We start from the raw sequence: 19,977 nt of genomic DNA, 5'->3' as shown, positions 1-19,977 counted from the left end.
CTTAGCCATTTTTGGTTTTCATTGAAGAAGCGACACGCTCTTTTGCGCTAACGGTTGGCATAAAATAGTCACAAGCCGCACGTTTCGCATCGGTTGGATGGCCCCACGCGCCGCAAATGTCTGCGCTACCCTTCTGCCTAGTAAACTGGCGACATTGTCCGCATCTATAGTTCATAACTCTTCCCTGAGTGATTAAATCATGTCGTTCAATTATGTTGAGACTCACGCCTTATTGAGTGCAAATTCTACCGCAGCCTTCGCGTGAATCTCCGTTGTATCGTAAAGCTTTACGCCAGTGTGCTGAGGTTCAACTAGCATCGCAATCTCAGTACAACCAAGAATGACGGCTTCAGCGCCTTCTTCAACTAAATTGTCGATAATAGCAAGGTACTGCTGACGAGAATCCTCACGCACTTCACCTCTGCAAAGCTCGTTGTAGATAACCTCATGGACAATCGTTTGGTCATCCACACTCGGTACGACGACCTCGATGCCAAACTTGTCGATAAGTCGCTGCTTGTAGAAGTCTTGCTCCATGGTAAATCGCGTGCCAAGCAGACCAACCTTCTTGACTCCATCAGCCACCAACTTCTCTGCGGTTGCATCTGCAATATGGACAACCGGTACATCTACTGCTTGCTGAATTTGGTCAGCGACTTTATGCATGGTATTGGTACAAATCAAAATGAAGTCAGCACCACCAGCTTCTACCGATTTGGCAGCCTGAGAAAGAATTGTGGCGGTATCACTCCATCGGCCTTGGTGTTGAAGCGTTTCAATTTCGGCGAAATCGACACTGTACAAACAGACTTTCCCTGAATGCAAACCGCCAAGAAGCGCTTTCACTTCACGGTTAATGATTCGATAATAGTTCGCGGTGGATTCCCATGACATACCACCAATTAGGCCTATTGTTTTCATTATCTTCCTTAATCGACGTGTACGTGAAAATCTTCACTGTAAAAAGCATCGAACACCATATCAATGTCTCTCGGTAGCGTTCGGCTTTGAGAGAGTTGAGGGATCTTGTGTTGGTCAAAAAACTCAATCTCGGAGACTTCTATGTTTTCTTTTGGTTCACCAGAGACATACTCACATAAAAAAAACATTTTGTAGATATGGAATGGATAAGGTGGTTGGTAATCGTGAATGGCCCTATCTCGTATAGCGATCAGCTTTGGATTTGCAACAACTAAACCAGATTCTTCTAATACTTCTCGAATTACTCCAGCACTTGGTGTTTCACATACGTCAGCCCAACCGCCAGGCAATGTCCAACCACCATCTTCACGTTCTCTCACCAGTAAAATCTTGCCATCTTTAATAACGCCAGCTCGAAGATCGACTTTCGGTGTCGGGTAACCTTTTTCAGCAATAAACAGGTTTTGAACATCAGCCACTGGTTTTTGGCTGATGTCAGCAAACATTTGATGTGCAATGGACTCGACCATTTTAAATCGTTCCAAATCAAAGGCGTCTTTACTATACGCCTCCCCTGCTTGAGCTATTGCTTGAAGTTGCTTTGCCCAGTCTAACCATTTCGACATACACTTCCCTCTATTCCCTTTCATTTTCAAAAATTAGCATAACTGGCTGAAAGTGAAGTTTATTTTTGATCAAGTTTTCGCGAGGTATTAATTTTTAAAAGAAGGACATTTCAATATATTTTAAAATGACTCCAACTTTTAAAAAATCATCACCCGCACATTTGCGATTTTTCCGAACTCTACGGATTAAACAAAGGTTTCAACGATTCTTTTAGTCGCTGATATTCACTTAATGCAATGCTATCGACTTTTGTTGAAACTGGCGCTTTTATTATCGAATACCAATCAACAGATTCTGCTTCTAAACTCTGAATATCACCTTGCCAGCTTGTAACGATATAATAGTGAATTAATTGCAGTTCGATCGTTGGGTGGTACAGAGAGCACAAGTACCCAAACTGAGAGGGTTTGACTTTCAACTCTTCCTTCACTTCTCTGAACAGAGTTGTTTGCTGACACTCCCCCTGTTCCATGTGGCCACCAGGTATCGCGATTGCACCTGGGTCTGAGTCTTTATCCTTTGCTCTGGTTTCCAACAAAACTTGATCATCCTTGACTAGGATAAACGAGACACACTCATGAACTTCCATCTTCTTCGCCTATTGGTAATAGCTTTCTAGCAAGCTAACATAAAACAGGTAAATGATGTGAGCAACGTAAGTGAATAAATTGACAATATACAATAACCTAGCTGAACACTTGGTTGAATATGCTTAATAATCCATAGTGACAACCATTACATTAAGATTTTGTAAGTAATGGTTTGTTACGACTAGGATCACAATCTAATAATTTTTTACGCAATACTTTCGCAGAAATAATCTATTTGAATTAAAAGGGGATTTTTATCAAATCGATAATTAAACGTTGTTTTATTTAATGTCCCGCTTGGTAAATCTCGGTAAACACAGTTTTATTAATTACTCAAATCGGATAGTATTTGTTCTGAAGATTTTTAAAGTCATCGATTAACCTCTTAATGTTGATTAATTTCAATTAGTTAGTTGAACAATATTCACCAAATACTAATCGTATTTGAGTAATAGGTGTCACTACGCATAATAGACAACATTGAGAATAGTATTAAATTGATGTACATGCTGTATTAACGATTGCAAGAAGCGCTCGCTAAATTCGCTACACCAAGAGTTTTATTTAGTACCAATGAAAAAGCTATTTTTATTATTGATATGGACGTCATTGGCAGTCTCACCATTTGCCTTTGCTCACCAATCAGAAAAAACGACAGAAACAAAAGCGACAAAGCAACTTGTTGAAAAGACATATAAAGAAGCCCAGTTGGAAGGCGTCATTGATTTTCATTTATTCAATGATGCGTTTTTAGCTTACAAGAAGACCTCAGACCGTAAGAAGCCTCTTTTAACTATCATCGATTACAGCAAACCATCTACTGAAAAACGATTTTATGTGGTCGATTTGGACAAGAAAAAGCTTATTTTCAACACCTATGTCGCTCACGGTGTAAACAGTGGTAAGAAGACCGCGACGAAATTCTCTAATGTCGTGAACTCTCGTAAGACCTCTTTGGGGACGTTCTTAACCGACACCACTTACTATGGCTCTAATGGTTATTCGCTTCGCTTGGATGGCCTGACGTCTGGTGTTAACGACAAAGCACGTGAGCGATACATTGTGGTTCATGGTGCCGACTACGCCAACCCTTCTTTTATACAAAAAAATGGTTATCTTGGTCGCAGCTGGGGCTGCCCAGCTTTACCACAAAACCTTTCACGTAAAATCATCGATACGATTAAAGGCGGCAGTGTTATCTACGCCAGCGCATAAGGGTTCTTGAACTAACTTTGAAAAGGGAGCATATCAGCTCCCTTTTTAATGTGACAAAAAACTGTTCATCCTTTCAGCAAGCCGTTAGTATACGCAAGCGCCACCTTCAGGTAGCAAACGAATATCGATTCCATTGTGTTTTAGGGTTAGTTTTGGTTCACGTATTTCGCCTTTTGCTTTTGTTGTTAGTCTCCCTGTTCTCAGGGCAAATGCTTGCAGCGCAAAACTACCAATACTCAGCAGCCCAACACACATATTCAGAGAAGTTCTCTAAGCTAACTGACGTAATAAAAACGCCCTGTTGCACGTGGAAGGCTCATGACTCTTGGAGCCAAGAAGGTTACTTTCGCCATTTAAAGCGTGAGCTGCTTGGCCTACTCCCATACAGGCGTTCATCTAACAACGATGGTAAGCCCGTATCGAGTATTTCTCCGGATTACCATTTACTTGTTGCCTTCTCCCCCCCTGCCCTTTTGGAGATTGCCCTTAAAGCAGTCCCTTTACCTAATAATGCAGACTTGTTCGCTAGCAATGGAGGTCATCACCTACCAGGCTGGAAGCAAGCTAACTTACTTTACGTATTCAAAAACAGTCGCGACTTATAGCTCGCGCATCGACTGTACTGACATCAAAATGGAAACCGTCAGTATTAGCCATGGATGATCTCTTCTAAAATTAACTCGAGATCCTGATTATGAAAAAAATCGTGACTGTTACCGCTCTGGCTTTTGTTTCTTTATTCACTGCTACGGCTATGGCCGCTAAAACTGAAGATATGAGTGATTTGACATTGCTAGAGTGTGCGAATGCCTCCAACATTAGAACCGCGGTACCTGAACATCGTGCTATGTTCCGCCATTACTTAATGACCAAGCGCGGCTATACCTTTGGCCAATTGTCCTCTGCTGAGACCGAGTTCAAAGCAAAAGGTATAGATGAAGGAGAACTCACACAGTTTTACCAGAATGAATGTAAAGAAGCCGGTGAACTGCTCTACAATGCCGGATATTAATTAAACTGACTTGAATTAAAAAGGCGCTACCACAGCGCCTTTTTGATTTTTGATGCACATTTAAACATACAAATGAAGCTATTGAGGAAGCTGCGGGGCTGCCTTTGACTTGCTCCATGTTTTACGCACTTTAACAATAATGAAGCTCATAATGGCAATGGTTAGCGTGATTACTGGTGCTGCCATCAACCCCATGGTGACTAATTTGCTGATGTTTTCTGGTAACAAAGGTAACAACATACCAAAGCCACAAAGCAACAACGTCCATAACAATGCGCTTAACCATGAGAAATAGTGAAACTTGTTCACCTTCTTGCCTCTAATTCCCATCATTAACGGTAGCAATGACCGTACAACAGGAACGAAACGAGCACAAAACAGCGCAATCAATCCGTGTTTACCTAAAAGTACGTCCACTTGGTGGAGGCGTCTTTCAGGCACTGCATTTACCCAGCCTTGCACTTTAGGCAGGCGGTTTAGCCATTTCCCTTGAAAATACGCAGCCCAACTACCAAACGCTGCGGATACCGTTAGCAATAGCAATATGAATACCGGGTCCAGAATCCCGACTGCAGCAAGGGTACCAGACAAAACAACCACACTGTCACAAGGGAAAGGAGCCGCTGGTATAAAGCCACTCTCTAAAAATATCAACATGCCTACTACAAAGTAGATCAAACCCGCACTACCGGGTGCCATCAAAGCAGAAAAATCTTGGTGCCATAGCGCTAACAAGACATCTAAAATAGAATCAAACATATACTTCTCCAAATTATTCCAATAAATCAAAACGTTAAGATTTGACTATTGATAATGAATAAATCGGTATAGCAAGTTTGCCTCTTCTAGACCCCGCGCTCGAGTATTGTGGTTCGTATCCATTGCGCGATGCTGCATTGCATAAGCACAGCGTAAAGCACTTGATAGAGATTGCTCTGATTGCGACACCCAAACGCTCGTTGTACGAACAGTCTCATTGTAAAGGGGCGGACGATCTTGAGTGGATATTGGACGAGTAGAATTTAAGCGGAGTTGCTGGCGACCTTGGAGAGATGCATTTAACTCGCGGAAAAAGAAAGTCGTTCTGAGCTTTTCTTCTTCGATATGCTCTAGCCCTGCTGGCGTGGCGAAATGGGATTGCCGGAAAGCACTACTCTGCCCTGATGCAAACACCAAACCAGAAAAAACAAGAGTGAGCAAACCAAACAGGAAGGTACGCACCAAGGGGAGCCTCAAACGTAACGATAAGACGTTTTAACCCCACTTGAAGCGCAATGCAAATGAAATTCTCACATCACAATAATTTGGTCATAGTTTGATACCTAAGTGCCGTTTTATTGCTCTTTTGGCGGGTACAACTCAAACATTTTTTGCACTTCTTCAGAGATAAATTCTTCACGCTTTTCAGTACTCATGGATTCCGTCAACTTACGCTTCGATATGGCTTTCCAAACAACTTGATTCGCTTTGGTATCGACAAGCTCTACGACTAAGTTGCCATACTTTCTTTCACGATACCTTTCTGGACTAGAGACAGCGACTCCAAAACTATTCCAGCCATACCCCACACCAAACGAAGTACCAGATGATACAAGCTCAGATTCCTGCTGGATATCATGATGGATATACAAATCCCCTCCTGCCTCCACCATAGAAAGACCTTTGCTCTGCAGTTGCCCTTCAATAGCCTCTTCTATTCGACGAGCGTCGAGACTCATTGGCGTTGAACCTTTCTCACCAAAATCAAAAGTCTTATACAGCGTGAAGTCGGCTTGCTTGTCTATGTCAGTACTTACTGTTGTACATGCACCAAGAATCAATGCCAATAATGAAGCTGTTATTCCTGCTTTAACCATCACGTTACTCCTCTCATAGCGAATGCTCATTAATGAATACAATCATCGAAAGCATGAATTTGTTTACCATTTACGAGCACAGGTAAGTGACTCTCACCCATTTCAGTGTTGGCTATAGAAAAAGACTTTTCAAATTTAGCTGATAATGAACGAGTTAACTCTAGACAAAACATCATCATTTTGTCTTGCGAATAACAAGTTAAAGTCGCTAAACGCTCAACTGTTGATTCAGGGCTTTTACATTTGAAATCCATTGACCAACAGATTCTGGAGACATGACATCTGGATTTCCGAGATCACTGTCGTGAACACCAGCTAGCTGAGGCGGCAGCGTATCAATAATCAACTCCAAATCCTTATGGGATTGGATCTCTCTATTAAATACTTCCGCCATATCTTCGCTGTAAGCTGCACCTCTGGCTTTTGCGGCTTTGACAAGCCCTTCTAAGAGTACATACCAAGTAGTCATAGGTCCTTGTACAACCGATGCTGACTCTGCGGCAGAATCAATAAACGCAAATGGTATTGTTGCTATCGATTTGTTTTTTTCCATCGCAGCAAAAATCCAATCTGTATCAAAAGAGAAATCAAAGACTGTCGGTTTTTTTAAGATATAAGTAAGAGTATCTCTACTGTAGAGCTTAAATGCGGCCTGCGTATCCTTTATACCTCGCTCGAAGATTTGAGCTCCGATCATCCGCTGCATATGACGCAATGTTTTTATACCTACGCCCCAGCGTTCTTCTTGCTTCACCAAGATCGAGTCTTCATGTTTGCGATTGCCAAGTACCACTTGCTTGTCAGAATTAACGAAAGGCTCAATGATCAACCCCAGTTGACCCAGATGAACAGAGTTATCCGCGTCAGTGTAGACAACCGCATCCACCCCGTTACTCAATGCGCATTCACAGCCAAGGATAATGGCTCCCCCCTTCCTTGAGTCATCCACATTACGTAGATTTTTAAGTGGGCCAGTCATTGTTGGTATTGCGTCAGATAAACGCAAAACGGTAACTTTCTCTCTGATATGAACAGGATATTGCTCAACGATACCCTTTGCGATTGAGGCGCTTTTGTGTGGACACCCATCATCGACAGCATATAAATGCCAGCTAACGTTGGAGCCTTGCGTGATCCAATTTAGCTGCTCAATTTTCGTTCTTAATGAATCTTCACCATTAGGGTTTTGAGGGCTTTTAGGCCGTAATCGATTCTGCTCCCCCCACATAGCAAACACGACTCCAACTTTCGTCGGTTCTTCAACCCGCAGTATCATGCGCCTAGACTCCACAAGCTTGACGGCAAGCTGAAATTCTAACGGCGGTTCAAGTCTAGCAACCATGCTCTTGTAGTTATCAATGGTGAGGTCTTTCAACTGAAATAGTTCATCCGCTAACAGAAGAAGTCTTTTTTGATGAGTGTCGTTCGTTAGATCAAATTTAGTATTGGACGCATTGAGCAGTTCTAAAGCCTTTGATAATGGAGTAACCATACTTTCCCCTAGCTATGACATTATATATTCATAGTTAAGACTAGTATGCAATTGGTTTAATACAAATCATTCACAATGCTGATCTTGTGTGTAAGTAAAGTTTCGATACCTTGCACTGTACGCCTTCGCCTTTGTGACATTAAATAAGCCAGCCCAGTTAGATATTTGAGGATCGGTAGCCCACACGTTTGCCATTACCCTCAATCTAGAGCTCTCTACGCTTGGAATTGGGTCATAGATACTATTTTTAACTTTCAGAACCGATTTCCCATCGATAAACCACTCTAGAAAATCTTTGCCCCAATAGATTCCGTAGCGATGAAAACTCTTGGATGCATCAAATCCAAGAAAAATAATGGTTTCATGTGAGTTCGCATACGCGTCATCATCTGTCCAAAAGTTAAGTTGAACCATGTTGGTATTCGATCCCAGAAACTCAATATCAATTTCATTGTGGATACCATTACCATCATCAGGCTTATCAAAGGGGCCAGAAAAGAGGAAGAAAGAGCTGACGACTCCGGGTGCTTTTACAGGTTTCATATCAACCTCAAAACATCCATAGGAAAAATATTCTTGGCTTCTCAACTCACCAGAAGAAAAAACTAAGTCACCATTTTCATTACGCTTTTCTTCGGGGGATAATGTTATTTTCATACCTTTCCTGTTGAAAGATACTGCGTCAGCATCCCAACGGCTATAAAAAGGAAAACCATTTGACCAACCGTCTGAAAGCCACCAACGGCTCTCATCTAGCTTAGTTAAGTCATCAGAAAAACTTGAAGAGAAAGCAGATGCAGACATCAAAACAAGTGGAAAAACACTGGTCATTCTTAGGCACTTAATAGACATAAATAACTCAAAAATTTTTATGGTTTAGTTAAAGCGTAATCCATAAGTGACATTTTGCACATTAATTGCCGTAACCTATCAATCATTAACGGGAGTAAAAGTTCTTCTCTGAATGGCTTCGACAGGCTGCGTATCCTGTAACTCAACATTTCCTCTCGAGATTTGCTTTACTGCTTCCTGAGCAATATTTTCTTCCTTATGTTCACCAGAATAATCGGATTCAAGAGATTGCGTTACTTCATCTAGAGGAAAGGCTTCAACCACAGTTAGCTCACTTCCTTCTTTGATAATCTTATGTTCGTTAGGCTTTTGAACAACGATACGCTCTGGGTTAGCTTGCGGTTTTGGCTCCATTACAAACGTCGATTTACTTTCAAATCCGCTGTTAATGTTGAGTTGACCATCAGGTGTATACTGCCTCAACTGTCCGCTTGCTTGTTGAGGACTTCTACTCGATTCTTGCAGTGTAGCCTGTCGCTCCTTTAACAAACCAACCTTTGGAGAAGTAAATGAGAGAAAGCCAAGCTTCTCTTCCCACACCTCAACTAGAGCAAGTAACGCTAACCAATTGCTGTCTACCTGATAGCCACTATCAGGAGACAAATTACTCTTTAGGCTTGTATTTGCTTGCTCAACCTCTTGATGCAATTGCTGTTGAAGCGTTTGCCAATCGCTTCCCCCCATTAAAAAATATCTGATGCTGTTTGACCAATATTCATACGCAACTGGATCTTCCGCCCTTTCTGCAGATATACTCGCTAAACCATCTGCCAAGCCAGCAACCTGCCACATTTGTTCACTGCCCAATTGCAGTTCTTTCGACAAAGCTAAATTTGCTTGTTGGTGGAATGATTGTGCAGCTTGCCTATACCTGCCTTGATTCAAAAGAAGTGTTGGCTTAGTAAGCAAGTCAATCGCTGCCGACTCTAGTGCTGAAGTTGTAAAAGGAAGTAGCACTAAACACAGAAATAGACTTAGACTTTTCATCGAAATGTCTCCACTAAACAGCGTCCAGGATGGTCAAATCGAGAATTGAACTTCACATCACGATATTCTTTGGTTTTACCTAATTGATATAACTTACCATTTTGCTTGTATAGAAGAGCTTCGAGTACACCTGCATTAGTTTTTAGACTGATACTTTTTTCGTAAGCGCTGGTAAGCTCATAACGCCCCTCATACCACCCCCGCTGAGGGTCATAGAGTTCTTTGACCAAAACCATCAAACGTTCAGTGTAGTCCGTTTTCCATAATGCCCACATTTGGAACGCGACACGAGTAGAAACTAACGCGAGATGATCATGTGAAGAGCCGTCTTCGGCTAAGGTTATCCAAGGTGTACCAAGACCGTATATCGCATCGTAGACAAAATAAGGCTCACCAGAAACGACATGTTCGCCTCGAGCGGTGTAAATACGTTCGTTTTCCCAACGCAACTCTTGCACTTGGTATATGGCATCGGCCATAGCCGACAATGTGTGATTTGAATGACTGGCATCACTGGAGCCGTCATCATTCAATTTATCCCAATTGAATTCCAACCCCATCCACAAATAAGGCGTTGAATAAACCGGCCTCAACACGTTAAAAACCCTAGGATCGCGACCATCAAATATCAAATCTACGCCATATATTGTTGCGACATCATAAGGCTCTATGTTCATCGCTTTCTCTGGTACCAACTGCCAATCTAAGTAACCAAAAGAGGTATACTCTTCGAGTCCAAGGCGACCTTCCTTGTACCTTATTAACTGACCATCATTTATGACAGAGCCATACAATTCTCCGTCTGTACTGACCAACTCACAAAAATTCCATCTAAGGACAGCTTTATCGATATATTCTGTAAACTCCGGCGAATGTTGTTTCACTATAGCCAAAACGATCAATAACCTACCCACGTCCAAAGAAGACCAACCTATATCTTGCGGTTGATTTCCATAGTTAACCATCATTCCAGATTGCGTGCCGTAGACCTTGTTTGGTGCTATCCCATAGCTCAAATCCATCTTGTTTAGAAAAGATAGAACTAAAGTTAGCCTTTCGTCATATTGCTTGTTTGAGATAAATTCAAACTCCCTCGCCGCAAGCAAAGTAATTAGATAATCAGCAATACCAGCCATATTTGTTGTCGGATAATTATCAATGCTGTTTACCAAACCTGTTGCAAGTTGAGTGTTATTTTCAACATACTTCCATGCAACCGAAGCCCACTCGACCTCTTGCTCTGTTAGCTTCCCGTGTCTACCTTGACGAATTATTTGAGATTGACTGATCGCATCAAACCCATCGCTAACACCACGATATACGACACCACAAGCGGAAATAGACACTGACAACAACACTACGAACCATGTCTTATGCATTAAAGCACCTTACCCTTACTCTATTGGCTCTATTTTTTTTCGCGGTAAGCATTGACCTTCATAACCAAAAGGAGACTCTAAAGCTTTTTCCCACAAGCTCGGTGCAAGTTGATCTTTATAGGTTAGGAGTTTTCCCTGCTGTTTATAGAGCAATATTTCAAGCGTGATGCCATTGTTGTTAGAAGTAAACGTGTTGATCAATCCAGTTCCGTTTTCAAATATCCCTTCATAGAATCCTTTGTCGGGGTCATAAGCCGTAGAAACATGGTCAAACAGAAGATCGGTATATTCTGTATCCCAAAGTACCCACATTCCCATAGCACCTTTAATTGCAACTGCGGAATATTGTGGTAGGAACTCGCCCACTTCAGATATGGTATTCCATGCAAAACCATCAGTATAAATAGTGTCGTAAACGAAGTATGGAGCCCCAGCAAGTTGATGCTCGGTTCTTGCTGTAATTATCCCTGTTTGTTTGTAACGCTCCTCTTGTACTCGATAAATCTGCAATGCAAACTCAGCCATCCATTCGTGGGAGTAGTGCTTATCATGAGCAGTTCGATCAGAGACATGATCCCAACCTAGTTCTATACCATCCAAAACATAACTTTCAGTTACAACGTAACTATGAGCTTTTAGCTTTCGTGGGTCTCGCGTATCATAAGGAATATCATATCCATAAAGGTTGATGGTGGCATATGGTTCTGCCATTGCGGCTTGCGTTGTATCGAAGCCCCATAATTCAAACCCTTTTGCAGCATACTCCTCATAACCCAAACGTCCTTCTTGCAGGTACTGTACTTCTTTACCTGGCTCTAGTAGAGCGCCAAACATAGTGCCGTTTTCATCCACCACGTTACAGAAGTTCCACCTCAAGACTGCCGAATCAATGCTAGTAGCAAACTCAGGAAAGCGGTGCTTAACGATGTATAGCCAAATCAATAGCCGACCTAAATCTAAGGCTGAGTAACCGATCTCTCCAGGTTGGTTGGCGTAATCTACCTTTGCCGCTGTTTGCGTATTGTAGGCCTTGTTTGGTAGTTCACCCATGAACAGATCTAGCTTATTTAGTGTGGTCAAAAATTTCACTAATCGCCTATCGAGTTCAGGTTTATCGATAATTCCTAACTCATAGGCACTGACCATCCCAGCGAGATACGAAGCAGCATCCCACCAAGTGACCGAAGGATAAGCATTTACTGCGTTAACGAGCCCCGTCGATTCTTGAAAGTTGTTTTCGAAATATTTCCAAGCAATACGAGCCATTTCCATTTCTTGCTCAGTCAGCTGCCCATGTCTTGGTTGAGGTATGTTCCAATGCGTTTTTCTCTCTACGATATCTTCAGAAAACTGATTGTATTTATTTCCACATCCGACCAACGCCAAAGCAATCAAACTGTACGTAACTGTGCGCATACATCTTCCTTATTCTAGTTATTTTTTCTCGCCTACTTTGAGCAATGGTCCATTTTCAATATAAGCTAAGGACTCAAGCACAATGCCGTTTGTATTTGCAGTAATGGCTTTGTTCACACGTCCATCAGACTCGTAGCGTCCTGAGTACCAACCTTTATCATCCGAATACAATTGAGATGCCTCCGCGATCAATAAATCCGTGTACTCAGATTCGTACAACGCATACCAACCAAATGCAGCTTTGGTAGACAGCGTTTTCAAATGGGATTGATCTTTACCATCGTCAGAAATTGCGTTCCATTTTTTACCATCAGAAAAGACGGTGTTATAAACAAAATAAGGCGCCTCATCGACATTATCTTCGCTCACAGCCGTTAAGATCCCCGTATCTTCGTAACGTCGCTCCTGAGCTTCATAAACTCGGTGAGCAAACACCTTAGACACGCTATCCGCACCGAACTCTAAGCCATCGAGAATGTAGGACTCACTCACGACATAGTTGTGCGCGTGATACTCTGCAGGGTCACGCTTATCTGTTGGAATTTCTATCCCGTACACATCAATTAATTCCAAGTAATCTATGTATTTCATTGAGTTAAAGACGTCGCGCCCCATCAAAGCCAAAGATTTAGACGCATATTCCTCGTATCCAATGCGTCCCTCTTGCACCAACTCCATCAATCCATCGTTGTTTGTAGGCCTCGCGCCAAACAAGTAACCATCTTTGATCATCGCACTAACTTTCCAGTGATTTAGCACGTCGTTAACTTGCTTATTGAACTGGGGATACTGCCAAATCATGATGTTCAAAGGCACTAGGACCCTACCAATATCGATTGCAGACCAACCAATACCGTTATCTTTAGGGTTGTTAGCATAATCAACCATCTGCAATGTTTGAGTGTTATAGGCTTTGTTAGGAAGTTGCCCATCGACTAGTGGTAACCGAGCCAAAGTGGTTAACGCTTTGTCCATTCTCAGATTGAATACATCATCCGTAACAATGTTTAATTTTTCAGCAGCGATAAGACCCAATAAATAGGACGCGGTATCCCACATAGTCGTAGAGGGATATCCATCCACGGAGTTAACTAACCCTGTGTTTTCCTGATAGTTGTTATCAAAATACTGCCAAGCAACATTTGCCCATTCGTATTCTTCTTCTGTTAGGATCCTCTGAGGTTTGAACGGAATGTCTTCGGGAGCATCAAAGGTAATATTCCCAAAAACTTGTCCCGTTTCACGAGTTTCAATACTAAATGCAATCAACAACGCCGTAATTAAACCGAGAATAAACACAATATGATGGCGAGCATTAATGAGTGATTTCTTAAACTCCATATTTCAATTCCTCTGAATTTGTTGCTTGTTCTTGATCATTACTCTCTGCTGGCGGTGTCCAAAAAGCGGCTGCAATCATGCCCCACATCGCCATCATATTATTGATTATCCAAAACGTATTAAGTACCAGCCCTCCAAAGGAATAGCTCCCCCAGCTCCCTGTTGAATACCCTATCCATGCAAATAGAAGTGCAAATAAACTAAGTCCAAACACTGTGATTTGTGGGATAACAAGTTTGAAAAAACTACCAGTCTGGCGTTCTTTTGGGGTTGTAGGAAAACTGATTTTCTGACCTCTTAAAACGGTCCAGAGCGCTCTTAGATTTACAGGGAAAAAAGAGAGAAAGTTTGTTTTGCCTTTATATCCGGCCACACCCCATGTACCAAGCATCATGGCAATCTCTGCCGTCAGAACATACGGCAAAAAGTGCAGATAGAAAGTAACATCATATGCACTTACAGGAGCAATAGACGTTAAAAAATAAACAATGGGACACGCTAAAAAAATGATGTTCCAGATGGCTGATAAATTAGACCAGAAACTCGCACCATACATAAGCTTCTGTTTGAATGTGAGGCCTTTTCTAAATATAGGGTTGTCATTCATAAATATATCGATCGAGCCACCGGAATACTTGAAACGTTGCACTGTCCACGTCTGCAAATCCTGAGGAGATAGCATTTTGCTTTCTACCTTCGGATGCATCACTGACCGCCAATTTCTTTCTCTATCAGAGTGAAGCACAATAGATGTATAAAGGTCCTCAGAAACGTGAAATTTATATGGTGTAAATTCGGTGTCAAAAAGAATCTCGTTCCTGAGATTCTCAGAAACAGACGCATCAACTTGTTTTTCTTTAGTTAAACGTCGAATTTGCTTTTCTACCAGATCTTGCTCTTTAGTGATTTGCTCAGCGTATGCTCTGAGTGCTGCTTCCATGACCGCTTCACGACGGTGAATTGAACCCGCTCCACAACAAAAAGAAGCATTCACCCAGTTTCTTCGACGTTGAATTACGTCATAAAACATTTGCGGATCATTCACAAAAGGGTCATCGCCAAATGTAACTGGCCCATATACACGCTCAACCGCCCTCCCAAGACCTTTAGACCATTTACCCAGCTTTCGTTCTAATAAGTCTGGCAATCTCTCACCTTCTGGCAAGTCAAAGAACCATTGTGGAGTCTGCACCCACGCAACCGAAGGATCACGAAAGTAGCCTAACGTATTTTCTAAAATAGAAGGAAATGGACGCGTATCTGCATCACAAATTACAACAAAATCTCCGCTGGTTCTCTCCATTGCATTGCGTAAGTTGCCCGCCTTAAAACCTATGTTTCCTTCACGAGTTATGTACCCCACCCCCATATCTTCGGCCATTGCCTGCATTTCTGGCCGTTTACCATCATCCAATATGAAAATTTTGATATCGACAGGGTGCGGATACCGTATTTTCTGAGCATCAAGAATACTGAGCTTTACTAGTTCAGGTTCTTCATCGTAACTTGGAAAAAAGACATCAACACTGATAGGGCGATCTTCATCGGTATCACTTACGCACTCGGCAATCTTAAATGGCGGTGACTGCTGCGGCTCATCTTTTACTTTCCATAAGTTAAAGGTGAACAATAGCGAACCGATATAAGCACAGGACTCCGCAAAAGCGAGAGGTAGTGAAAACCATAAAGCATCATAGTTAAGTGCATACATCCAACGCCACCCGAGATACCAAATGCCGAGAGTTAAGTTACATGTTGCTAGGTATTGATATAATAGTTCCCGTGGAATGCTGTGTGGAACAGGCTCTGGTGGAACTCTGTTCTCGAATTGACGAAAGTAATTATCCATTCCTTAGCTACCCCGTTTTTACTAGCCAAACACAGCGAAAAGGCTACTCACTGTGACACTGTTGTATTATTAATTTCTTCTGGTTTGAGTTTTTTTTGCATGAGAAATCGGTTTTTTTCAGGTTCGATATCCATTGTGACTTCGTCCATTAAATTGGAAACGATGATGAATCCTCGACCTGATGTTGTCCATGTCGACTCATCTTCTGGATCTGGCTCTACAAAGTCACTTGTCAGCGCTTGGATAAGCTGTCGTTGCGTCATTGCTTGCCCTTCATCCTCAATGACTAGGGTCAATATAGAAGCTGACTCAGACTCTAACATTTTGCACTGAACCGTTATTGGCCTCCCTTCGATACCTTGATAGGCATGAAGAAAAGCATTGTTAACCATTTCAACAACACACAGTTCAAGCTGCCCTTGGACATCCCTATTTATTCCTATTTCAGACCAGTACAACACCAGTGCATCTGCCGCATGTCTCGAAGCATCTAATGAACTCAAGTAAACTCTGTTAAACGGTGTTATGCCTATAGAAGACATTCTTCACCTCCTAAGGCTTACATACCATTTATCATATCGGTAACACGCTTTTGCGTGCATTGAGAGCGTAAGTTACTCCAGCTAATTTCCTCATTAGCTCGCCCATCATGACCTATACAATAATTACCAAAAATCGTTTGTTCTCGTACCGTTTCGCCTTGATGAACGTGTATGTTGTCGAATATTAATGATTCTTCGATCTTGCTTCCCGTATCCAATTGACAGTTTGCACCGATTAAAACTGGACCTTTAAAGCTAACCCCTTGCTCAATTTTACAACCGCTTCCAATAACAACTGGAGGCTCTATATTGCAGTTGTCGAGGTCAATAACGGTGTTGATTCCAAGCCATATACCAGCTCTAACCTGGGTACCCGGAACACGGTAGCCCGGCACTTTACCATCCAAGATGTCACGTGTGACGCTCCAAATATCTTTGATATTCCCCACATCCAGCCATTGGAACTTCATGTCAACGGCATAAAACGGCACATGTTCTTCAACTAACTTTGGAAACAGTTCACTACCAATATCAAACTCGCCCTCTTTAGGAATGTAGTCGAAAATTGCTGGCTCAAATATGTAAATGCCGGTGTTTATCTGGTTAGAAAGCGCGTCCTCTTTTGAAGGTTTCTCCTGAAAACTCGTCACAGAGCCCAGCTCATCTGTTACTACGACGCCATATTTTTCAACTTCATCAGGAATTACTTCTTTGGTGATAATCGTAGCAATACCACCTTTCTTTTTGTGTTGGCGAACGGCTTCTGAAAGGTCTAGGTCCACCCAAGCATCGCCACATACAACGACAAAGGTTTCATCAAAGAAGCCTGAAAACTGTTGAATCTTTTGCATTCCACCAGCAGAGCCCAACGCTTTACTCTGAAACTCACCTTCAATTAGTTCGCCTTCATAGGAATATGACAGTTGGACATTGAAGTGATGACCATCACCAAAATACCCCTCGATAACTTCAGCTAAGTGGCTAGTATTAATAACAATTTTATTAATATTATGCTGAGCAAAAAGTTCAATCATAGATTCCATCACTGGTTTTCCCAATATTGGAATCATGGGTTTAGGAATAGATTGTGTAATGGGGCGAACGCGAGTTCCTTTACCTGCAGCAAGAATCATCCCTTTCATAACACCTCCTTAAACAGCTTCTTTTATGGCCGCATCAACACTTGAATAGGTTTTAATAAGACGATCCATCCTAGTTAGCTTAAACAAATCGAGTACTGGCTTCTGAGCATTTGCAACACAGATCTGTTTATCACGCAGTAGTTTGTACACTCCCATTACCGCACCTAAACCACTGCTATCCATGAATTTAACTTGACCTAAATCCAGAACTAATTTGCTCGATAAAGAAGACTGAATAGTCTCAATTTGAACCCTAAACTCTGGTGCCAGTTTGGCATCAAAGCGCTCTTCTGTTATTTGAAGAATTGTGCTGTCGCCTTGTTGACTAACTTCATATCGCATTTCTCTTCTCCTTTTAAAGAACCTTTCCATTCAGCAACTAAGACACTGACATCATCGTCGAAACAATCCGATTGTTTCCAATTCCGAACCATATTGACGAGTATTTCTGTTTGCTGTTGTGTTGGATGCTGATTTAGTGTTTCGATTGTTTCTCTTAATCCATCTTCTGAGAACTGAACCACGCCATTATCCGCTTCTGTTATACCGTCTGAGTAAAACCAAACTTTATCGTTTTCCTCAAGTTGAATTATTGAGGATTGGTATTCCACATCATCGAATGCGCCAACGACAAAATTGTCGTGTCCAATCAGCTCTGCTTCTCCGCGCGAACCGTGGTACCACACAAGTGGAGGATGACCTGCACAGCAAAATGACATGAGCCCAGTTGACGTATTGAGCACTGCGTAAATCATGGTGAAATACAGCACATTTGCGTCGGAACTCATATACATTTCATTCAGTTTAGAGACGACCTCCTCTGGTGAACAAATGACCGTTCGACTGCCATCTTTTTTAACGACAATCGAAGAGCTGCCATTGAGAACAGACAGGCTAGTTTGAACGGAAAAAGACATCAGAGCAGAAGATACGCCATGCCCTGCCACATCAAGTAAATAGAAAGCGACATGCTCCCTATCTAATTGCATGTACCCAAGCATATCCCCCCCTATTTGCGCACTCGGAATGGAGATGTAACTAAGTTCGACACAAGAAAAAGAAGTTTTCTTGGGCAGAATATGCTGGATTAGATCGCCAGCAGATTCTAGATCTCTTTTAATGGTCTCATACGCTCGATCAAGCTGTTCATTCTTTTCGATAAGCTCGTTGTGAAATGCCAAAGTGCGAAACCCTGCCCGGATTCGAGCATCGAGCTCATCTACTGGAGTTTTCTTGTCTACGAAATCATCTGCCCCAGCGTCGATTCCGTTAATAATTGAGGCTTGATCACCTTGAGAAGAGAGCAAAACGAAAAAGATGTAACGTTGATACTGGGTAGATTTAAGCTGTCGACATAAATCTAACCCATCCATTTCAGGCATGATCCAATCGCTTAACACGAATTGGATAGAAGAATGTTGCTCTAGGAGAGATAAAGCCTCTGCGCCGCTGTTTGCGGTAAAAACGTCGTAGCCTCGCTTTTTGAGTACAGAACTCAAATACACAAGGATGGTTCGATTGTCATCAACCAATAAAATATCTTTCATCCCTAGCCCAACTCTTGTTTCTACTTCTGTTGTAAAGCGTTTCTGCTCACGCTTTTTTATTTTTGTATGCAGTTCACAGGTCCCTTAACTTTAGGTTAGACTCAATCAGTAGCAATGCAAATAATTTCTTATAGTTTTCTTTATCTTATAGAAAAGTAAAAAGGTGACAATACGATGCCCAGAAGGTTATTGTTAGTTCTAACAAAAGCCACAAAGCACACGGCAGTTCTTCTGTCGCTGACAACATGCCCTATTGCATTGGCGGACCGCTATCTTGCAAACACGGCACCAAAGGCAACTCAAACATCTACTCACTCAACACTCTCGAACACGCATACCGTTGAAAAAAAGGCCGTTTCATCATCTACGACTGGCGATGAAGTTGAAGAAATTTGGAAGGGTGTTTCAAGCTCTTTTGCATTCCCATATCAAGAATGGGAGTCACGTACTTTTCTTGATGGTTTCAGTGGCAACATCGGTTACAACCACCCGCTAGCCGAAACGGAATCGGCCAACATCCCTTCAGGTAGTAATCAAGGTGCTGCAAATCACAACACAACGACGACGCTCTCTTTGAAGTACGCCATTGCAGGTGCTTGGTTTGTTTCTGGGACCTTCTACTACTATTGGGATAAAGAGCAAAAGCAAGATTGGAACCCTGATTTTACTTATGTTTTTGGCTATAGCGACTGGCGACCATACACACTTAGTCTCATTTATTCCAACTATGGCGGTAACCGATTTAATCCTGAACCAGGACGGCGTAGGACAGAGTTTTCTCAAGGGACATGGGCACTTGGCTGGAAGTTTCCTGTCACCTCCCCATTTAAAGAGTGGTTCACCTTTACCGATGACGGTTCAATCGGCTGCCAAATAGACTACAACCTTACTCCGGAATACTTTGATCTTGAATCAATTAGTTACAAGCGCAATCAACAAACAATGAGTCTGGGTTGCAAATACGCCATTTGGGGAAACTGGTACGTAAATGGAACCGCATTTTACTATTTTGACAAATCCCAACAGCAGCCCTGGAACCCCGATTTCACCTATGGTTTTGGTTATTTTGATTGGCGTCCTGGTACCATCACTTTGCAATATAACAATTATTCTGGGAATCGTTGGCGCTCATCTCAACGTGGTGAAAACACGGGAAGGTTCAAAGATGGTGCGATTACGCTAGCGTATAGTTTCACTTTTTAGCCTCTG

Annotated in this window: 22 protein-coding genes; 4 read left to right on the top strand and 18 right to left on the bottom strand. The window is 42.1% G+C overall.

Annotated elements, in window-relative coordinates:
- Nucleotide 1: 1 nt before the first annotated feature.
- From J4N37_RS24105 to J4N37_RS24090, 4 genes are all read right to left on the bottom strand, one after another.
- Nucleotides 2-175: a hypothetical protein gene (locus J4N37_RS24105; RefSeq protein WP_086026606.1), complete on the bottom strand. Its 174-nt coding sequence runs from the start codon at nucleotides 173-175 to the stop codon at nucleotides 2-4.
- Nucleotides 176-222: 47 nt separating this feature from the next.
- Nucleotides 223-921 (bottom strand): aspartate/glutamate racemase family protein, encoded by a 699-nt coding sequence (locus tag J4N37_RS24100; RefSeq protein ID WP_252042622.1) that lies wholly within the window; start codon nucleotides 919-921, stop codon nucleotides 223-225.
- Between the two features lie 8 nt (nucleotides 922-929).
- Entirely contained in the window at nucleotides 930-1,547 is a 618-nt protein-coding gene (locus tag J4N37_RS24095) for an NUDIX hydrolase (protein ID WP_252042620.1), read from the bottom strand.
- Nucleotides 1,548-1,726: 179 nt separating this feature from the next.
- Nucleotides 1,727-2,137, bottom strand: coding sequence for an NUDIX hydrolase (locus tag J4N37_RS24090; protein ID WP_071235890.1), 411 nt, complete (start codon nucleotides 2,135-2,137; stop codon nucleotides 1,727-1,729).
- Between the two features lie 574 nt (nucleotides 2,138-2,711).
- On the opposite strand from J4N37_RS24090, the gene J4N37_RS24085 reads away from it, so the two are divergent.
- The 3 genes from J4N37_RS24085 (at nucleotide 2,712) to J4N37_RS24075 (ending at nucleotide 4,365) form a co-directional block, all read left to right on the top strand.
- Complete coding sequence (locus J4N37_RS24085; RefSeq protein WP_045389088.1) at nucleotides 2,712-3,353, top strand: murein L,D-transpeptidase catalytic domain family protein; 642 nt, start codon at nucleotides 2,712-2,714, stop codon at nucleotides 3,351-3,353.
- A gap of 152 nt (nucleotides 3,354-3,505) precedes the next feature.
- Nucleotides 3,506-3,958, top strand: a complete 453-nt coding sequence (locus J4N37_RS24080; protein ID WP_252042619.1) for a hypothetical protein — start codon at nucleotides 3,506-3,508, stop codon at nucleotides 3,956-3,958.
- 89 nt (nucleotides 3,959-4,047) lie between these two features.
- Nucleotides 4,048-4,365 (top strand): hypothetical protein, encoded by a 318-nt coding sequence (locus J4N37_RS24075; RefSeq protein ID WP_252042618.1) that lies wholly within the window; start codon nucleotides 4,048-4,050, stop codon nucleotides 4,363-4,365.
- A 78-nt stretch (nucleotides 4,366-4,443) separates the two neighbouring features.
- Here the strand turns inward: J4N37_RS24075 and J4N37_RS24070 are convergent, their stop codons facing one another.
- The 14 genes from J4N37_RS24070 to J4N37_RS24005 form a co-directional block, all read right to left on the bottom strand.
- Nucleotides 4,444-5,124, bottom strand: a complete 681-nt coding sequence (locus J4N37_RS24070) for a DedA family protein (RefSeq protein WP_252042617.1) — start codon at nucleotides 5,122-5,124, stop codon at nucleotides 4,444-4,446.
- A 45-nt stretch (nucleotides 5,125-5,169) separates the two neighbouring features.
- Complete coding sequence (locus J4N37_RS24065; protein WP_252042616.1) at nucleotides 5,170-5,586, bottom strand: hypothetical protein; 417 nt, start codon at nucleotides 5,584-5,586, stop codon at nucleotides 5,170-5,172.
- Nucleotides 5,587-5,699: 113 nt separating this feature from the next.
- The gene (locus J4N37_RS24060; protein WP_045389097.1) at nucleotides 5,700-6,221 is read right to left on the bottom strand and encodes a DUF4136 domain-containing protein; all 522 of its coding nucleotides are present in this window, start codon (nucleotides 6,219-6,221) and stop codon (nucleotides 5,700-5,702) included.
- Between the two features lie 208 nt (nucleotides 6,222-6,429).
- Nucleotides 6,430-7,713: a glycosyltransferase family protein gene (locus tag J4N37_RS24055; protein WP_252042615.1), complete on the bottom strand. Its 1,284-nt coding sequence runs from the start codon at nucleotides 7,711-7,713 to the stop codon at nucleotides 6,430-6,432.
- A 66-nt stretch (nucleotides 7,714-7,779) separates the two neighbouring features.
- The gene (locus J4N37_RS24050) at nucleotides 7,780-8,544 is read right to left on the bottom strand and encodes a family 16 glycosylhydrolase (RefSeq protein ID WP_252042614.1); all 765 of its coding nucleotides are present in this window, start codon (nucleotides 8,542-8,544) and stop codon (nucleotides 7,780-7,782) included.
- Between the two features lie 99 nt (nucleotides 8,545-8,643).
- Nucleotides 8,644-9,552: a hypothetical protein gene (locus J4N37_RS24045; protein WP_045389106.1), complete on the bottom strand. Its 909-nt coding sequence runs from the start codon at nucleotides 9,550-9,552 to the stop codon at nucleotides 8,644-8,646.
- On the bottom strand, nucleotides 9,549-10,931 hold the full coding sequence (locus J4N37_RS24040; RefSeq protein WP_045389109.1) for a DUF3131 domain-containing protein: 1,383 nt from the start codon (nucleotides 10,929-10,931) through the stop codon (nucleotides 9,549-9,551). The genes J4N37_RS24045 and J4N37_RS24040 overlap by 4 nt, the downstream gene beginning before the upstream one ends.
- Nucleotides 10,932-10,946: 15 nt before the next feature.
- Nucleotides 10,947-12,347 carry a DUF3131 domain-containing protein gene (locus J4N37_RS24035; protein ID WP_045389112.1) on the bottom strand — a complete coding sequence of 467 codons (1,401 nt, stop codon included), beginning with the start codon at nucleotides 12,345-12,347 and terminating at the stop codon, nucleotides 10,947-10,949.
- Between the two features lie 18 nt (nucleotides 12,348-12,365).
- On the bottom strand, nucleotides 12,366-13,688 hold the full coding sequence (locus J4N37_RS24030; protein ID WP_252042613.1) for a DUF3131 domain-containing protein: 1,323 nt from the start codon (nucleotides 13,686-13,688) through the stop codon (nucleotides 12,366-12,368).
- Nucleotides 13,678-15,537: a glycosyltransferase family 2 protein gene (locus J4N37_RS24025; RefSeq protein ID WP_045389118.1), complete on the bottom strand. Its 1,860-nt coding sequence runs from the start codon at nucleotides 15,535-15,537 to the stop codon at nucleotides 13,678-13,680. The genes J4N37_RS24030 and J4N37_RS24025 overlap by 11 nt, the downstream gene beginning before the upstream one ends.
- A gap of 47 nt (nucleotides 15,538-15,584) precedes the next feature.
- Nucleotides 15,585-16,079, bottom strand: coding sequence for an ATP-binding protein (locus J4N37_RS24020; protein WP_045389121.1), 495 nt, complete (start codon nucleotides 16,077-16,079; stop codon nucleotides 15,585-15,587).
- Between the two features lie 17 nt (nucleotides 16,080-16,096).
- Nucleotides 16,097-17,221, bottom strand: a complete 1,125-nt coding sequence (locus J4N37_RS24015; protein WP_045389124.1) for a nucleotidyltransferase family protein — start codon at nucleotides 17,219-17,221, stop codon at nucleotides 16,097-16,099.
- Between the two features lie 9 nt (nucleotides 17,222-17,230).
- Nucleotides 17,231-17,563, bottom strand: a complete 333-nt coding sequence (locus J4N37_RS24010) for an STAS domain-containing protein (protein ID WP_045389127.1) — start codon at nucleotides 17,561-17,563, stop codon at nucleotides 17,231-17,233.
- The gene (locus J4N37_RS24005; protein ID WP_045389130.1) at nucleotides 17,515-18,768 is read right to left on the bottom strand and encodes a PP2C family protein-serine/threonine phosphatase; all 1,254 of its coding nucleotides are present in this window, start codon (nucleotides 18,766-18,768) and stop codon (nucleotides 17,515-17,517) included. Before J4N37_RS24005 ends, J4N37_RS24010 begins: the two co-directional genes overlap by 49 nt.
- A 189-nt stretch (nucleotides 18,769-18,957) precedes the next feature.
- Between J4N37_RS24005 and J4N37_RS24000 the strand changes: the two genes are divergently transcribed.
- Nucleotides 18,958-19,971: a hypothetical protein gene (locus J4N37_RS24000; protein WP_252042612.1), complete on the top strand. Its 1,014-nt coding sequence runs from the start codon at nucleotides 18,958-18,960 to the stop codon at nucleotides 19,969-19,971.
- Nucleotides 19,972-19,977: the final 6 nt, after the last annotated feature.

The organism is Vibrio sp. SCSIO 43153, from assembly GCF_023716625.1.
Classification (GTDB): Bacteria; Pseudomonadota; Gammaproteobacteria; order Enterobacterales; family Vibrionaceae; genus Vibrio; species Vibrio rotiferianus.
Note: the sequence above shows the minus strand (reverse complement) of the source record. Positions and strands in the feature narration are given on the sequence as shown.

Excerpts from the sequence above, each read along its gene's own strand:
- J4N37_RS24005 (WP_045389130.1), bottom strand. The coding sequence starts at position 18,768 with ATGAAAGATATTTTATTGGTTGATGACAATCGAACCATCCTTGTGTAT.
- J4N37_RS24020 (WP_045389121.1), bottom strand. The coding sequence starts at position 16,079 with ATGTCTTCTATAGGCATAACACCGTTTAACAGAGTTTACTTGAGTTCA.
- J4N37_RS24050 (WP_252042614.1), bottom strand. The coding sequence starts at position 8,544 with ATGACCAGTGTTTTTCCACTTGTTTTGATGTCTGCATCTGCTTTCTCT.
- J4N37_RS24085 (WP_045389088.1), top strand. The coding sequence starts at position 2,712 with ATGAAAAAGCTATTTTTATTATTGATATGGACGTCATTGGCAGTCTCA.
- J4N37_RS24070 (WP_252042617.1), bottom strand. The coding sequence starts at position 5,124 with ATGTTTGATTCTATTTTAGATGTCTTGTTAGCGCTATGGCACCAAGAT.
- J4N37_RS24010 (WP_045389127.1), bottom strand. The coding sequence starts at position 17,563 with ATGCGATATGAAGTTAGTCAACAAGGCGACAGCACAATTCTTCAAATA.
- J4N37_RS24030 (WP_252042613.1), bottom strand. The coding sequence starts at position 13,688 with ATGGAGTTTAAGAAATCACTCATTAATGCTCGCCATCATATTGTGTTT.
- J4N37_RS24040 (WP_045389109.1), bottom strand. The coding sequence starts at position 10,931 with ATGCATAAGACATGGTTCGTAGTGTTGTTGTCAGTGTCTATTTCCGCT.
- J4N37_RS24015 (WP_045389124.1), bottom strand. The coding sequence starts at position 17,221 with ATGAAAGGGATGATTCTTGCTGCAGGTAAAGGAACTCGCGTTCGCCCC.
- J4N37_RS24075 (WP_252042618.1), top strand. The coding sequence starts at position 4,048 with ATGAAAAAAATCGTGACTGTTACCGCTCTGGCTTTTGTTTCTTTATTC.
- J4N37_RS24045 (WP_045389106.1), bottom strand. The coding sequence starts at position 9,552 with ATGAAAAGTCTAAGTCTATTTCTGTGTTTAGTGCTACTTCCTTTTACA.
- J4N37_RS24035 (WP_045389112.1), bottom strand. The coding sequence starts at position 12,347 with ATGCGCACAGTTACGTACAGTTTGATTGCTTTGGCGTTGGTCGGATGT.
- J4N37_RS24055 (WP_252042615.1), bottom strand. The coding sequence starts at position 7,713 with ATGGTTACTCCATTATCAAAGGCTTTAGAACTGCTCAATGCGTCCAAT.
- J4N37_RS24090 (WP_071235890.1), bottom strand. The coding sequence starts at position 2,137 with ATGGAAGTTCATGAGTGTGTCTCGTTTATCCTAGTCAAGGATGATCAA.
- J4N37_RS24060 (WP_045389097.1), bottom strand. The coding sequence starts at position 6,221 with ATGGTTAAAGCAGGAATAACAGCTTCATTATTGGCATTGATTCTTGGT.
- J4N37_RS24095 (WP_252042620.1), bottom strand. The coding sequence starts at position 1,547 with ATGTCGAAATGGTTAGACTGGGCAAAGCAACTTCAAGCAATAGCTCAA.
- J4N37_RS24100 (WP_252042622.1), bottom strand. The coding sequence starts at position 921 with ATGAAAACAATAGGCCTAATTGGTGGTATGTCATGGGAATCCACCGCG.
- J4N37_RS24025 (WP_045389118.1), bottom strand. The coding sequence starts at position 15,537 with ATGGATAATTACTTTCGTCAATTCGAGAACAGAGTTCCACCAGAGCCT.
- J4N37_RS24105 (WP_086026606.1), bottom strand. The coding sequence starts at position 175 with ATGAACTATAGATGCGGACAATGTCGCCAGTTTACTAGGCAGAAGGGT.